The organism is Desulfofundulus australicus DSM 11792, from assembly GCF_900129285.1.
Lineage (GTDB): Bacteria > Bacillota > Desulfotomaculia > Desulfotomaculales > Desulfovirgulaceae > Desulfofundulus > Desulfofundulus australicus.
This window is the reverse complement of record NZ_FQUW01000006.1, coordinates 1-14,366: the sequence shown is the minus strand read 5'-3', so window position 1 is coordinate 14,366 and position 14,366 is coordinate 1. Positions and strand designations below refer to the sequence as shown.

The window sequence follows — 14,366 nt, the reverse complement described above, 5'->3', positions numbered from 1 at the left end:
GTAAAGGAGTGAGTCATGATGCTGCGGTGCGCAGAGTGTGGAATCTACGCTTGCTATACGGGTCAGACGGAAAAAATTCCGGAGCACTGCCCCATGAATACTGCAGGTAATGTTTTTGAGGAAGCCGATAGAGAATACCGGCAGGATCCGGTTGCAGCCAATCTGGCCCTTAACTCGGCCTTAACTGAGTCCGCCGGTTACCGCAGGTGGAGCAGGCTGGAAGAGATCATCCAGTTCAGCCGTATGGCCGGATTTACTAAATTGGGCCTGGCTTTCTGCGTCGGATTGCGCAGGGAAGCAGCACAGGTGACAAAGATATTTCAACAGGCAGGATTTGTCGTTGCATCGGTAATGTGCAAAACCGGCTCCAAACCCAAGGAATTATTGGGTATACGCGAAGAGCAAAAGGTTCGCCCCGGTCAATTTGAACCCATATGCAATCCCGTCGCCCAGGCCTACTTGTTAAACCGGGCCGGGACGGAGTTGAACGTTTTACTTGGTCTTTGCGTGGGCCACGACAGTTTATTTATCAAGTATTCGGCAGCACCGGTTACCGTTCTGGCGGTCAAGGATCGGGTGCTGGCCCATAACCCTCTGGGAGCTATCTATGCCGCCCATTATTATGCTCCGAAACTGGCAGCCTGTAAAAAGTCGGATTAAAATCGGATTAAAAGGATAGGAAAACGGGTTTAATTTAAAGTTTACGCAGCAGGCCCACCACCTTGCCCAGAATAAGCGGGTTTTTTACTCTAATGGGTGACATGGCCTTGTTTTCCGGCTGCAGGCGAATATGGTCGTCTTCCCGGAAGAATCTTTTAACCGTGGCCTCATCCTCCACAAGAGCTACCACAATATCCCCGTTATCTGCGCTGGACTGGCGCCTTACCACCACCAGGTCCCCGTCAAGGATGCCGGCTTCAATCATGCTGTCGCCCCGGACAGTAAGCATGAAGAACTCACCCTCTCCGGTAAAGCTGGCCGGCAGGGGAAAAACGTCCTCCTGGAATTCCACAGCCAGGATGGGTTCTCCCGCTGCCACTCTACCCAGCAGGGGAATCATCCGTATGGGTTGATTTACAGGCAAAGTGTGTTCCCGTAATTCCAAAGCCCTGGGTTTGGTGGGGTCGCGCCTTATTAAACCTTTTTCCTCCAATCGCTTTAAATAATAATGTACTGTGGAACTGGATTTAAGTCCCGCTGCCTGACCTATTTCCCGTACCGAAGGTGGGTATCCTTTATTATGTATACACTTTTTGATTGTTTCTAAAATTATCTTTTCCCTGGGGGTAAGGTCGGAGTTCATGGTGACCATTAACCTCCTTTTTTTTTGGATTATATCATAGAGCGAATAAGGAAAAAACAATTGTTCGGATTTTATTATTATATTTTATTTTTTAGAAGGGAATAGAAGATAAGCGTCGAAATAAACCTTTAAATTCTGGACCACGTAGAAGGTGAAGTGGTATGCCCAGGTTATCCGTAGCCATTATCGGGGGCAATGAGGATGGTTATTCCATTTACCGTATGCTGAAAGCCGTAAAGGATGTACAGATTTTGGGGGTAGCCGATCCCGATCTTTCATCTCCGGGGATAAAGGCTGCGGCCGCAGATGGGGTTTTTACCACTGCTGATTATGGAGAATTGTTGCGTTTACCCGGCATAGATGTTTTGATCGAGGCTACCGGAGATCCGGAGGTCCAGCTGCACCTGCACCGGGTAAAACCACGGGGAATGTCTATCATGGAGGCCCGGGCCCTGGATCTAATGCTGGCCGTTTTAAAAGAAAAGGAGAAGTTGCTGGAAGCACGGCGGGTGCAAGGTGAGCTGGCCGCCATCCTCGATTCGGTCCAGGAGGCCATTGAAGTGGCGGATTCCCGCGGGGTTATTAAGTACGTTAACCCGGCCTTTACCCGTATTACCGGTATCAGTGAGAAGGAAAGGATTGGTCAGAATATCTTCGAAGCTTCCCCCGACGGGGCCCTGGCCACGGTACTGCGCACTGGCCGTAGTGTGGTGGGACACCGTACCAAAGTGGGAGGGAGTAATGCGGAAGTAATTTCCAATGCTGCTCCCATTTTTGTGGATGGCAAGATGGAAGGAGCGGTGGTGGTTTTTCAGCACTTTACTGACGTTATGAATTTAATGGAACAACTGCGCCAGAGCACCAGTATTATTGAGAATCTCTCCGATAAATTCGGCCAGGTTACCACCAGCAAGTATACTTTTGCCGATATACTGGGGAATAGTGCTGAGCTACGCCGCTGTATCCAGGTGGCCGAAAGGGCAGCCCGTACAAATTCTACCGTCCTCCTGCTTGGAGAAAGTGGCACAGGGAAAGAGTTGTTCGCTCATGCCATCCATCATGCCAGCCCCCGCAGGGATAAGCCATTTATAAAAGTTAATTGTGCAGCCATCCCGGATAGTCTTTTAGAGAGCGAGTTTTTCGGTTACGCCAAAGGAGCCTTTACCGGGGCAGTTAAATCTAAAATTGGTAAATTTGAACTGGCCCATGGCGGAACTATTTTTCTCGATGAAATTGGTGACATGAATCTTAATTTACAGGGGAAACTGCTCCGGGTATTGCAAGAAATGGAATTTGAGCGGGTTGGTGGTACTCAGACCATTAAAGTTGATGTGCGGGTTATTGCGGCTACCAACCGTAATCTTCGGGAGTTAATCCGCCAGGGTAAGTTTAGAGAAGACCTGTACTATCGTTTAAATGTGGTTGAAATTACCATACCGCCTTTACGGGTAAGGAAAGAAGATTTACCTATTTTAATAAACCATTTGATTATTAAATTAAATAGAAAATTGGGTAAGAAAGTCAAAGGTTTATCCAGGGATGCCGAGGAGATTCTTTATAGTTATGATTGGCCGGGAAATATCCGGGAACTGGAAAATGTTTTTGAACGGATAATGGTAACTGTGGATGAGGAGATTTTTACCAAAAAACATTTTATTCAACATATAAATCAGTTTAAGGCCTGTCCAGAAAAAGATATAGAACTTATTCCCATCGATCAGATGGAACAGCTACTGATCAAGAAAGCCATAGCAAAATATGGTACCAGTGTAGAAGGCAAACGACGGGCTGCTCAAGCATTGAATATTTCTCTGGCTACTCTTTATAACAAATTAAAGAAAAGCAGAATTGAAGATTTTACTAACTGATAGGATTTGGAATTTTAGACTAATTCTAAATATAAGAAAATGTTCACCGTTTTTACATTAGAGATTATAAGTGCCTCCAGCCATTCTTTATAATTTTTAGAAATAATAACTGGCGCCCTGTACGTTTATAAAGATTAGAAATTGCCTCCAGGTGCTCTAATATCGCATTTTTGCTTATTTGTATGTTTTATTCTGATTTGGTATAAAAATTGCTCTTGTGAAATAGTTGCTTAAATAATTGGAAGGAGGGAAAAACTTTTTGCGCTTAATAGACGCTGCTACCATCACTGCTACGGTAGCCGAACTGTGTCAGAAAGCAAACTATGAGCTGGGGGAAGATGTATTAAGGGCATTTAATGAAGCTCTGGAACAGGAAATATCGTTAACGGGAAAGGATGTCCTGCAGCAGCTGCTGGAGAATGCCCGTATTGCCAGGGAAGAACAGGTCCCCATGTGTCAGGATACCGGTTTTGCCGTTGTATTTCTGGAAATAGGGCAAGAAGTAATGATTACCGGAGGGGACCTGTACGAAGCTGTTAACGAGGGAGTACGCCGGGGTTACCGGGATGGCTACCTGCGCAAATCGATTGTTGATCATCCCCTGCGCCGTAAAAATACAGGAGATAATACACCGGCTGTTATTCACACCCGTATTGTTCCCGGCGACAAACTCAGGATTGTTGTCGCGCCTAAGGGTGGCGGCAGCGAAAACATGAGCGGGCTGCGTATGCTTAAACCGGCTGAGGGAGTGGAGGGGGTTAAGAATTTTGTCATCGAGCAGGTTAGGGCAGCTGGACCCAATCCCTGTCCGCCAGTGGTGGTTGGTGTTGGGATCGGTGGTACCTTTGAAAAAGCTGCCCTGCTGGCCAAGGAAGCCCTTCTGCGTCCTTTGGGCCAGCCCCATCCTGATGCTGAAATTGCTGCCCTGGAGAAGGAGCTTTTGGAGGCTATAAATAACTTGGGTATCGGGCCTCAAGGATTGGGCGGCCGTATCACTGCTCTGGCAGTACACGTAGAAGTCTATCCATGTCATATAGCCAGCCTGCCGGTAGCCGTAAATATTAATTGCCATGCCAGTCGACATAAAGAAGCGGTACTTTAGCGAGTATTGTGTTTTGGGAGGTAGAAAGTTTTGCCCCAGATTAGGCTGACAACGCCCCTTACCGATGAGGTGGTAGAAAAGCTGCGTATTGGTCAGCGGGTTTTGCTAAATGGTGTGCTCTATACAGCTCGCGACGCGGCCCACAAGAAAATGGTGGAACTGCTGGACCGGGGAGAAAAATTACCCATCCCCCTGGAAGGACAGGTTATTTATTACGTGGGACCTTCGCCAGCTAAACCTGGCCGGGTGATTGGTTCTGCCGGGCCAACCACCAGTGGCCGGATGGACCCTTATGCGCCGCGGTTAATTGCCCTGGGTTTAAAAGGTATGATAGGTAAGGGAAAACGTTCTCCGGAAGTAATTAAAGCTATAAAACAGTACAAGGCTGTTTATTTCGCCGCTGTGGGTGGTGCAGCGGCATTGCTGGCCCGGGCGATCAAATCGTGTCGTGTTGTAGCCTATCCGGAGCTGGGACCGGAGGCTATCCACGAATTAATAGTAGAGGATTTTCCGGTGATTGTGGTAAATGATGTTCTGGGTGCTGACCTGTATGATGAGGGTGTAAAGATCTATGCCGGCCGGTAACGGCTGGTGATAAAGGGGGAAATGCTGTGAAACTTTATGAATACATGGGTAAAGAGCTTTTTAATCGGTATGGTTTGACCATACCGCGGGGCAAAATGGTTACCTCGCCGGAGGAAGCAGCAGCAGTAGCGGCGGAAATTGGGGCACCGGTGGTAATTAAATCCCAGGTGCTATCGGGTAAGCGTGGTAAAGGGGGCGGGATAAAGTTCGCCGATACACCTGAAGAGGCCCGCGAGGCTGCTGCTCAGGTTCTGGGTATGACTGTCCAGGGATTAAAGGTAGAAATGATCCTGGTGGAAGAAAAACTGGCCATTGATCACGAGTTTTATGTAGCCATTACCGTGGATGGAGCGGCCAAAGCGCCCGTTTTAATAGCTTCTGCCCAGGGTGGTATGGATATAGAAGAGGTCCCCGACGAATTTATTGTCAAGGAACACCTGGATGTTTGCCTGGGCATCCAGCCATATTTGTGCCGGGAAGTATGCCGCCGGCTGGGTGTAAGCGGTGCTGTGGCTAAAGAATTCAGCCGGTTATTGCCAATCCTTTACCGTATTTTCCGGGAAAAGGATGCCGAGCTGGTGGAAATTAACCCGCTGGTTTTAAGCGGTGAGAAGTTAATAGCTGCCGATGCTAAGGTTACCATCGACGACGAGGCTCTTTACCGGCAAAAGGACTTGCCAGTGGTTGATGACCGTACCGAGGCCGAGCGGCAGGCCCACGCCCTGGGACTTTCTTATGTCCAGCTGGATGGGAATATAGCTGTGATGGCTAATGGCGCAGGTATTACCATGGGTACTCTGGATATTATCCAGCATTATGGTGGTGCCCCTGCCAACTTTCTGGATGCCGGTGGTGGCACCGGAATGGAGGCTACCGCAAAAGCCCTGGAAATTCTCCTGTCCACCAATCCCAGAGTGATATTTATCAATATATTTGGGGGTATTACCCGGTGTGACGATGTGGCCAGGGCTCTGGTAAAGGTGAAGCAGGAGAAAGGAATCAATGTTCCAGTAGTAATTCGACTGGTTGGTACCAACGAAGAAGAAGGTGTGCGTCTACTCAGGGAACACGGCATTGAAGCTTATAAAGTTATGCATGAGGCTGCGGCCAAGGCTGTGGAACTGGCCAGAGCCCAGAACTGAAGAATACCTCCGAGAAGGAAGGAGCGGTCAGGAGTGGCCATTATAGTTGGTGAAAAAACCAGTGTTCTGGTTCAAGGGATTACAGGTAACCAGGGTACGTTTCATACCAAACAGATGCTGGCCTATGGAACCCGGATTGTTGCCGGGGTTTCACCGGGTAAGGGTGGCCAGACAGTGGAAGGAGTTCCTGTGTATGATACCGTGGCTGCAGCCATGGAAAACCACCAGATCGATGCTTCCGTGCTTTTCATTCCGGCGCCCTTTGCCAAAGATGCTGCTTTTGAGGCCATTGCTGCGGGAATACGAGTAGTGGTTATTATAACCGAGCATATTCCTGTTCATGATGAAATGGAGATAATTGCTTTTGCCCGGCGGCGGGGCACAATAATAATTGGCCCCAATACCTTTGGGATTGTTTCTTCGGGACGGTGTAAGATTGGCATTCCGCCCAACCAGTTTTTTGTGCCGGGTCACATTGGTGTTGTAGCGCGCAGCGGTACCTTGACTTATGAGATTGTTGCCAACTTAACAGCCAGCGGCTTGGGACAATCAACGGTAGTTGGCCTGGGTGGCGACCGGGTTGTTGGTTTATCCTTTGTGGATGTGCTGGAGAAATTTGAAAGGGACCCGGAGACCAGAGCCGTGGTGCTGGTTGGTGAAATTGGAGGTAATGCGGAAGAAGAGGCTGCCCTGTTTATTAAGAAAATGACCAAACCTGTTGTAGCTTATATTGCTGGAAAGAGTGCACCGCCCGGTAAACGCATGGGCCATGCCGGGGCGATCATTGAACGGGGAAAAGGCACTTTTGAGGGCAAGGTTAAGGCACTTACGGCTGCCGGTGCCCGGGTAGCTACTCTGCCATTTGAGGTTCCGGAGTTAATTAAGGAAGCTCTGGGTTGAGCTTTTAGGGAGGGAGATGGATGTTCGAAAAAGAAAAATTGGAAAGCATCCGGGCAGCGACCAGGGAGTACCAGGAGCGGCTGGAAGCTCAGGTAAAAAAGAGACCGGAAAGACAGGCGAGCTTTGCTACTGATTCGGGCATTGAAATAAAGACCCTGTATACTCCGGAGGATATAGCTGATCTTGATTACGAGCGGGATCTCGGTTTTCCTGGTTCATACCCTTTTACCCGCGGAGTACAGCCCAACATGTACCGGGGTCGTCTGTGGACCATGCGTCAGTACGCTGGTTTTGGTACAGCCGAGGAAACCAATGCCCGTTTCCGTTATTTGTTGGAGCAGGGGCAGACCGGCTTGAGCGTGGCTTTTGACCTTCCCACCCAAATTGGTTATGATTCGGATCATCCCCTGGCCCGGGGCGAGGTGGGCAAGGTAGGGGTAGCTATTGATTCCCTGGAGGATATGGAAACCCTGTTCGAGGGAATTCCCCTGGACAAAGTGAGCACCTCCATGACCATTAATGCACCGGCTGCTGTCCTGCTGGCCATGTATATAGCTGTGGCAGAAAAGCAGGGTGTTACACCTGATAAGCTCAATGGGACCATACAAAATGATATCTTGAAAGAATACATTGCCAGGGGAACCTATATTTTCCCGCCGGGTCCATCCATGCGCCTGATTACTGATATCTTTGCTTATTGTTCCAAGAATGTTCCCAGCTGGAATACCATCAGCATCAGCGGCTACCATATCCGGGAGGCCGGCTCCACGGCGGTGCAGGAGGTAGCCTTTACCCTGGCCGATGGCATTGCCTATGTCCAGGCGGCTATTGATGCCGGGTTAAATGTGGACGATTTTGCTCCCCGCCTGTCTTTCTTCTTTAACGCTCACTTGAACTTTTTCGAGGAAATTGCCAAGTTCCGGGCCGCCAGGCGGCTCTGGGCCAGGATCATGAAGGAACGGTTTGGGGCCAAGAATCCTCGCTCCTGGATGTTGCGCTTCCATACTCAAACTGCGGGTTGCAGCCTGACGGCTCAACAACCGATGGTAAATATTATGCGGACGGCTTTTGAAGCCTTGAGCGCAGTGCTGGGAGGCACCCAGTCCCTGCATACCAACTCTTACGACGAAGCTCTGGCCCTGCCCAGCGATGAGTCGGTGCTTATAGCTTTGCGGACGCAGCAGGTAATAGGATACGAGATTGGCGTTACCGATACGGTGGATCCTCTGGGCGGTTCGTACTATATTGAAAGCCTGACCAATGAAATTGAAGAAAAGGCCATGGCCTACATTAAAAAGATAGATGAGCTGGGCGGTGCTCCCGAGGCCATCGAGTTTATGCAAAAAGAAATTAAGGATAGTGCTTATCGCTATCAGATGGATATAGAAAGCGGTAAAAAGGTAGTTATTGGCATAAACAAGTTCCAGATGGCATACGAAAAGCCCAAGAATCTGTTAAAGGTTGATCCGGCAGTGGCAGAACGCCAGACGGCCAAGTTGCGGGCATTGAAGGCGCGCCGGGACAACCAGAAGGTTAAAAAGGTATTAAGCAACCTGCGGGAAGCGGCATCTACCAAGGAAAACTTGATGCCCCTATTCATTGATGCCGTGAAAGCTTATGCTACTCTGGGAGAAATTTGCGATACACTGCGGGAAGTTTTTGGAGAATACCGCCAGCAAATTGTCTTTTAAGGTAAGGAGGGAAAAACAGGATGAGTGAACGGCCCATTCGGGTCCTGGTGGCCAAGCCGGGCCTTGACGGCCATGACCGGGGAGCTAAAGTTATAGCACAGGCTCTGCGGGATGCCGGAATGGAAGTTATATATACCGGTTTGCGACAGACTCCCGAGCAAATTGTAGAAGCGGCGCTCCAGGAGGACGTGCAGGTAGTAGGTTTGAGTATTCTCTCGGGGGCGCACATGCACCTGTTCCCGGCCGTTGTAGAAGGTTTACGGGCTCAGGGAGCTGATGACATACTGGTAGTAGGTGGGGGCATTATTCCCGATGAGGATATCCCTCTTTTAAAGGAAGCGGGAATTGCGGAAATTTTTGGCCCCGGTACCCCCACCACGGAAATAATCCGTTTTATTCGGGAAGAGGTGGCTAAAAGATTCCCCAAAGGGAGGGAAAACGATGATAAAGATTAAAAAAATTGATCACGTGGGTATCGCTGTGAAAGATCTGGCCAGGGCCATTGAGTTTTATGAAGGACTTCTGGGGTTAAAAGTGACAGGCACCGAAGTGGTCGAGGAGCAAAAAGTAAAGGTTGCATTTTTGCCTACCGGTGACAGTGAAGTGGAACTCCTGGAGTCCACGACTCCGGATGGTCCTATTGCCCGGTTTATTGAGAAAAATGGCGAAGGTATCCAGCATATTGCCTTCCGGGTGGATAATCTGGAGCAGGTTCTTGAGGAGTTAAAAGCTAAGGGTGTGCGGCTTATTGATGAAAAGCCTCGCCGGGGCGCCGGAGGGGCCAGGATTGCTTTTCTTCATCCCAAGTCCACCTTTGGGACGCTGGTGGAATTGTGCGAACGTGAAGATTAAAAGGGGAGGGGAAGCCATTGGGTATGCAGGAGAGGTTGGAACAGCTAAAACAACTGCGTGAAAAAATCCATGCGGGCGGTGGACCAAAACGTATCGAGAAGCAGCATGAAGCCGGTAAGAGGACTGCGCGGGAACGGATTGAAATGTTTTTCGATCCCGGTACCTTTGTTGAAATAAATACCTTTGCCGGCGATCCCGATATTTCTAATCTTAAAAATCCCGGCGAAGGTGTGGTAACCGGTTACGGTAAAGTTGACGGGCGTAAAGTTTACATTTTTGCCCAGGATTTTACAGTAGCCGGAGGGTCACTGGGGCGCGTCCATGCTGCCAAAATATGTCACATACTGGATCTGGCCATGAAGACTGGGGCACCGGTGGTAGGTTTGAACGATTCCGGTGGAGCGCGTATCCAAGAAGGTGTGGATGCGCTGAACGGTTATGGTGAGATTTTCTTCCGGAATACCATTGCTTCCGGAGTAATTCCCCAGATTTCCGTGATAATGGGGCCTTGCGCAGGGGGAGCTGTATACTCACCGGCATTGACTGATTTTATTTTCATGGTTCAAGGTACCAGCCAGATGTTTATTACGGGGCCGCAGGTAATTAAGGCTGTAACCGGTGAAGAGGTGACCATGGAAGCCCTGGGCGGGGCGGCCACCCATAACCAGACCAGCGGTGTTGCTCATTTTATGGCCCCTGATGAAGAAAGCTGCCTGCAAATGGTTCGTTTGCTGCTGAGTTATCTGCCTTCCAATAACCTGGAAGAACCCCCGTTATATGCTCCCCAGGAACCGGTGGGCAATCCGGAAGAGCTGTTGCAGATTATCCCCGATAACCCGAATATGTCTTACGACGTGCGCAAGATAATTAACCTGATTGTGGATGGGGGACAATTCCTTGAGGTACAGCCTCTTTATGCCCGTAATGCTGTAATTGGTTTTGCCCGGATAAATGGGCAGGCCGTGGGAATAGTAGCCAACCAGCCCGATTATCTGGCTGGCTGCCTGGACATTAACGCTTCCGATAAAATCAGCCGTTTTGTTCGCTTCTGTGACTGTTTTAACCTGCCGTTGATTACTTTTATGGATGTACCCGGTTTCCTTCCAGGAACTGCACAGGAATATGGTGGAATTATACGGCACGGGGCCAAGATGCTTTATGCTTACTCCGAAGCCACTGTGCCCAAGATCACCATTATCCTGAGAAAAGCTTACGGGGGAGCTTATCTGGCCATGTGCAGCAGTTCCTTAAGAGCGGATGCTGTATTTGCATGGCCAACAGCCGAAATTGCCGTGATGGGTCCCGAGGGAGCCGTGAACATCATCTACCGGAAAGAAATTGCTGAAGCGGAGAACCCCATGGAAATGCGGGCCAGGTTAACCGCCGAATATCGGGAGAAGTTTGCCAATCCTTATGTAGCCAGCGCCAGGGGTTATATAGAAGATGTTATCGATCCCCGTGACACCAGATCGAGAATAATTGTTACCCTGGAATCGCTGGCTGGTAAGCGGGAAACAAGGCCCCGTAAAAAGCATGGTAACATGCCGGTGTAATCGAAAGGGGGTTGCGTAATGTGGCTTTGAATAAGCCAGTAGTATCCATAAATGTACGTCCTCAGGTCGTGGCGGCTATTACTGCTGCCCTGGTTGCTGCTGGCTATCTGAGCAAAGGTAGCCGGATTGCTTCCGTTCGTTCTCTTAAACGCATGAACCCTTGGAAAATGGCCGGTTTGCGCGAATTAATGCTTGGTCGAGATTTAAATAGCTTATAGTTTTGGGCTTGGTAAACAGGAGGGAAAACAATGAAAAAGTTTAAGGTACTGGTTAACGGAGAGCCCTTTGAAGTTCAGGTACAGGAAATTCAGGAGGCAACTGCTCCACCAAGTATGAAGGTGGTACAGAGCCGCCCGGCTGCTCCCCCGGCTCCGCCGGCCCAGGCTGCGCCTCCTCCAGCAGCAGCCACTACCACCCCGGCACAGGCGCCGGCACAGGCTGCCGTTCCGTCTGCCCCGAAACCGGTAGCTCCGGCCGGGGAAGGAACGGTTACCGCTCCCATGCCCGGGAATATTAATGCCGTTAAAGTTAAAGTGGGAGACCAGGTCAAGGTGGGAGACCCGCTGGTAATCCTGGAAGCAATGAAGATGGAAAACGAAATAACTGCCCCGGTAGCCGGGACGGTGAAGGAAGTAAGGGTAAAACCGGGACAAACCGTTAATAATGGCGATATTCTGGTTATCATAGGTTAACATGAAAGAGTTTTCACGGAATCTTTTAAGGAGGGACTGGTTTTGAAGAGAAACAAAATAACCATCGTCGGGGCTGGAAACGTAGGTGCAACCTGCGCCCACTGGGCTGCAGCCAAAGAACTGGGCGATATCGTGCTTATTGACGTGGTGGAAGGAGTTCCCCAGGGTAAGGCCCTGGATTTGATGGAAGCAGCACCTGTAGAAGGGTTTGATGCCCTGATCACCGGTACCAATAATTACGAGGATACCAGGGACTCCGATATAGTGATAATTACCGCCGGCGTTGCCCGCAAACCGGGGATGAGCCGGGATGACCTGCTGGCAACGAACTGTAAAATTGTTAAGTCTGTTACCGAACAAGTGGTTAAATATTCACCTGACGCCTATATTATTGTGGTAACCAACCCGCTGGATGTAATGGCTTATGTAGCTTTGAAAACCAGCGGTTTTCCGCCCAACCGGGTTTTCGGCATGTCGGGTGTGCTAGACTCAGCACGTTTCCGCACTTTTGTTGCCCTGGAACTGGGTATCTCCTTCGAGGATGTTACCACCTTTGTCATGGGTGGCCACGGTGATGATATGGTACCCCTGGTGCGGTACACTTATGCCGGGGGAATCCCCATTGAGAAGCTGATTCCTGCTGAGCGTATTGCAGCCATGGTGGAAAGGACCCGTAAGGGCGGCGGTGAAATTGTTAACTACTTGAAGACCGGCAGCGCTTATTACGCTCCCAGTGCCTCCGTCATACAAATGGTTGAAGCTGTTTTAAAGGATAAGAAGAGAATCTTGCCTGTGGCTGCTTATTTGCAAGGGGAATACGGTTACAACGATATTTACCTTGGTGTACCGGCCATTATTGGCGGGAACGGTGTAGAAAAGGTGCTTGAAATTGAGCTTACGCCCGAAGAAAAGGCTGCCCTGGATAAGTCAGCAAATTCCGTGCGCAGATTGATGGAGGTATTGCCGCAGCTTTAAAATCTTGCCGGTTGAGGGGAGGATAGAAATGACTGAACCAAGGAAAGTTAAAATCACCGATACCACCCTGCGGGACGGTCACCAGTCTCTCCTGGCTACCCGTATGCGCATAGAGCATATGTTACCCATTTGTGAGAAACTGGATAAGGTGGGTTTTCATTCACTGGAAGTTTGGGGTGGAGCCACTTTTGATGCGTGCATGCGTTTTCTCAATGAAGATCCCTGGGAGCGGTTGCGTATATTGCGCCGTCATTTGAAAACCCCCCTGCAAATGCTCCTGCGGGGTCAGAACGTGGTGGGCTATAAACATTATCCTGATGACGTTCTTACTGAATTTATTAAAAAGACGGTTTATAACGGGTTGGATATTTTCCGCATCTTTGATGCCTTGAATGACGTGCGCAATATGCAAAAAGCTATTGAGGTGGTTAAACAAGAAGGTGCCCATGCCCAGGCTACGGTAGTATATACCATCAGTCCCGTTCATGATCTGGAGTACTACGTAAAAACCGCCAAGACCCTGGAGGAAATGGGTGCTGATTCCATCTGTTTAAAAGATATGGCGGGTATTCTCGCTCCTCAACCTGCCTATGAAATTATTAAAGAATGGAAATCAGTATTGAAGATACCGGTGCAGCTTCATTGCCATTACACCAGTGGTATGGCTTCTATGGCTTACCTGCGGGCTATAGATGCAGGAGTAGATATCATTGACTGCGCCATTTCCACCATGGCCTTGCAAACATCCCAGCCAGCTACTGAAACCATGGTAGCCGCCCTGCAGGGTACGCCTTACGATACGGGGCTGGATTTAAAACTGCTTTCTGAAATTGCTGAGTATTTTAAGGAAGTGCGTAAGCATTATAAGGAATTTGATGTGGCGTCACCAAATGTTGATGTCAACGTTATGATTTATCAAATTCCTGGCGGGATGATGTCCAACTTTATTTCCCAGCTCAGCCAGCAAAATGCTCTCCATCGCTTACCCGAAGTGCTGGAGGAACTGCCACGGGTACGCAAAGAATTTGGCTATCCGCCTCTGGTGACTCCTTCCAGTCAGATTGTGGGTACCCAGGCTGTGCTTAATGTGTTATTTGGCCGTTATAAACTGCCTACCAATGAAGTTAAACAATACATGCGGGGATACTATGGCCAGCCTCCAGCCCCGGTGGATGAGGAAGTACGTAAAATGATCATTGGTGATGAAAAGCCCATTACCTGCCGGCCGGCAGACATGCTGGAGCCCGGATTGCCTGCTGCCCGCAAAGAAGCGGCTCCTTATATGCAAAAGGAGGAAGATGTTATTTCAGTGGCCCTCTTCCCGCAGATTGCACCTCAGTTTTTAAAAGAACGCCTGGCCAAAAAGTTAAAAGTGGACCTGGAACTGGCTGCCCAGGGCAGTGAATTCTACCCCGCTTAAATATATGTGGACAAAACTCCCCTGGAGTCACTTGTTGAGCGCCGGCGATATGCTGGCGCTTTTTGTGTGCGCCCGGCATGGGCGTTAACTTGGTGGCGAAAGGCAGGTGCAGGCGAGGCAGCACAAGTCTGCTAGCCAAAGGCAAGGGTGTCCATCGTGAGGTGGAATCGGATCGGTGCGCCGGCGGCAAAACCACGGCCCGATGAACAAGAACCCCATAAGAGGCTAAGCCGTTCGGATGAGCTGGCACAACACAGCGAAATCCCAGGCTGCCAAGGGACGG

At 49.7% G+C, this 14,366-nt stretch carries 15 protein-coding genes; 14 read left to right on the top strand and 1 reads right to left on the bottom strand.

Annotated features, from left to right (window positions below; translation table 11 throughout):
- Positions 1-18 precede the first annotated feature (18 nt).
- Complete coding sequence (locus tag BUB44_RS01775) at positions 19-660, top strand: DUF1847 domain-containing protein (protein WP_073162744.1); 642 nt, start codon at positions 19-21, stop codon at positions 658-660.
- 34 nt (positions 661-694) lie between these two features.
- Here BUB44_RS01775 and lexA read toward each other — a convergent pair whose 3' ends face one another.
- Complete coding sequence (gene lexA / locus BUB44_RS01770) at positions 695-1,303, bottom strand: transcriptional repressor LexA (RefSeq protein ID WP_073162743.1); 609 nt, start codon at positions 1,301-1,303, stop codon at positions 695-697.
- Between the two features lie 161 nt (positions 1,304-1,464).
- On the opposite strand from lexA, the gene BUB44_RS01765 reads away from it, so the two are divergent.
- From BUB44_RS01765 to BUB44_RS01710, 13 genes are all read left to right on the top strand, one after another.
- Entirely contained in the window at positions 1,465-3,171 is a 1,707-nt protein-coding gene (locus tag BUB44_RS01765; RefSeq protein WP_073162741.1) for a sigma 54-interacting transcriptional regulator, read from the top strand.
- A 259-nt stretch (positions 3,172-3,430) separates the two neighbouring features.
- Positions 3,431-4,273, top strand: a complete 843-nt coding sequence (locus tag BUB44_RS01760; protein ID WP_073162739.1) for a fumarate hydratase — start codon at positions 3,431-3,433, stop codon at positions 4,271-4,273.
- A gap of 30 nt (positions 4,274-4,303) precedes the next feature.
- Complete coding sequence (locus BUB44_RS01755) at positions 4,304-4,858, top strand: Fe-S-containing hydro-lyase (RefSeq protein ID WP_073162737.1); 555 nt, start codon at positions 4,304-4,306, stop codon at positions 4,856-4,858.
- 26 nt (positions 4,859-4,884) lie between these two features.
- The gene (gene sucC / locus BUB44_RS01750; protein WP_073162735.1) at positions 4,885-6,000 is read left to right on the top strand and encodes an ADP-forming succinate--CoA ligase subunit beta; all 1,116 of its coding nucleotides are present in this window, start codon (positions 4,885-4,887) and stop codon (positions 5,998-6,000) included.
- Positions 6,001-6,033: 33 nt separating this feature from the next.
- Positions 6,034-6,900 (top strand): succinate--CoA ligase subunit alpha, encoded by an 867-nt coding sequence (gene sucD, locus BUB44_RS01745; RefSeq protein WP_073162733.1) that lies wholly within the window; start codon positions 6,034-6,036, stop codon positions 6,898-6,900.
- 20 nt (positions 6,901-6,920) lie between these two features.
- Positions 6,921-8,591 carry an acyl-CoA mutase large subunit family protein gene (locus BUB44_RS01740; protein ID WP_073162732.1) on the top strand — a complete coding sequence of 557 codons (1,671 nt, stop codon included), beginning with the start codon at positions 6,921-6,923 and terminating at the stop codon, positions 8,589-8,591.
- 20 nt (positions 8,592-8,611) lie between these two features.
- A complete protein-coding gene (locus BUB44_RS01735) occupies positions 8,612-9,046 on the top strand; it encodes a cobalamin B12-binding domain-containing protein (protein WP_073162730.1) in 435 nt (144 codons plus the stop codon).
- Positions 9,033-9,443: a methylmalonyl-CoA epimerase gene (gene mce / locus BUB44_RS01730; RefSeq protein ID WP_073162728.1), complete on the top strand. Its 411-nt coding sequence runs from the start codon at positions 9,033-9,035 to the stop codon at positions 9,441-9,443. The genes BUB44_RS01735 and mce overlap by 14 nt, the downstream gene beginning before the upstream one ends.
- A 17-nt stretch (positions 9,444-9,460) precedes the next feature.
- Complete coding sequence (locus BUB44_RS01725) at positions 9,461-10,996, top strand: acyl-CoA carboxylase subunit beta (RefSeq protein WP_073162727.1); 1,536 nt, start codon at positions 9,461-9,463, stop codon at positions 10,994-10,996.
- Between the two features lie 20 nt (positions 10,997-11,016).
- Positions 11,017-11,214, top strand: a complete 198-nt coding sequence (locus tag BUB44_RS15200) for a hypothetical protein (RefSeq protein ID WP_131821567.1) — start codon at positions 11,017-11,019, stop codon at positions 11,212-11,214.
- A gap of 30 nt (positions 11,215-11,244) precedes the next feature.
- Positions 11,245-11,688 carry a biotin/lipoyl-containing protein gene (locus BUB44_RS01720; protein ID WP_073162725.1) on the top strand — a complete coding sequence of 148 codons (444 nt, stop codon included), beginning with the start codon at positions 11,245-11,247 and terminating at the stop codon, positions 11,686-11,688.
- A 42-nt stretch (positions 11,689-11,730) separates the two neighbouring features.
- Positions 11,731-12,663: a malate dehydrogenase gene (gene mdh / locus BUB44_RS01715; RefSeq protein ID WP_073162724.1), complete on the top strand. Its 933-nt coding sequence runs from the start codon at positions 11,731-11,733 to the stop codon at positions 12,661-12,663.
- 28 nt (positions 12,664-12,691) lie between these two features.
- The gene (locus tag BUB44_RS01710) at positions 12,692-14,083 is read left to right on the top strand and encodes an oxaloacetate decarboxylase subunit alpha (protein WP_073162722.1); all 1,392 of its coding nucleotides are present in this window, start codon (positions 12,692-12,694) and stop codon (positions 14,081-14,083) included.
- Positions 14,084-14,366: the final 283 nt, after the last annotated feature.

Bases quoted from the DNA above. Each gene is read 5' to 3' on its own strand.
- BUB44_RS01775 (WP_073162744.1), top strand. From the start codon at position 19: ATGCTGCGGTGCGCAGAGTGTGGAATCTACGCTTGCTATACGGGTCAG.
- lexA (WP_073162743.1), bottom strand. From the start codon at position 1,303: ATGAACTCCGACCTTACCCCCAGGGAAAAGATAATTTTAGAAACAATC.
- BUB44_RS01765 (WP_073162741.1), top strand. From the start codon at position 1,465: ATGCCCAGGTTATCCGTAGCCATTATCGGGGGCAATGAGGATGGTTAT.
- BUB44_RS01740 (WP_073162732.1), top strand. From the start codon at position 6,921: ATGTTCGAAAAAGAAAAATTGGAAAGCATCCGGGCAGCGACCAGGGAG.
- BUB44_RS01735 (WP_073162730.1), top strand. From the start codon at position 8,612: ATGAGTGAACGGCCCATTCGGGTCCTGGTGGCCAAGCCGGGCCTTGAC.
- mce (WP_073162728.1), top strand. From the start codon at position 9,033: ATGATAAAGATTAAAAAAATTGATCACGTGGGTATCGCTGTGAAAGAT.
- BUB44_RS01720 (WP_073162725.1), top strand. From the start codon at position 11,245: ATGAAAAAGTTTAAGGTACTGGTTAACGGAGAGCCCTTTGAAGTTCAG.
- BUB44_RS01710 (WP_073162722.1), top strand. From the start codon at position 12,692: ATGACTGAACCAAGGAAAGTTAAAATCACCGATACCACCCTGCGGGAC.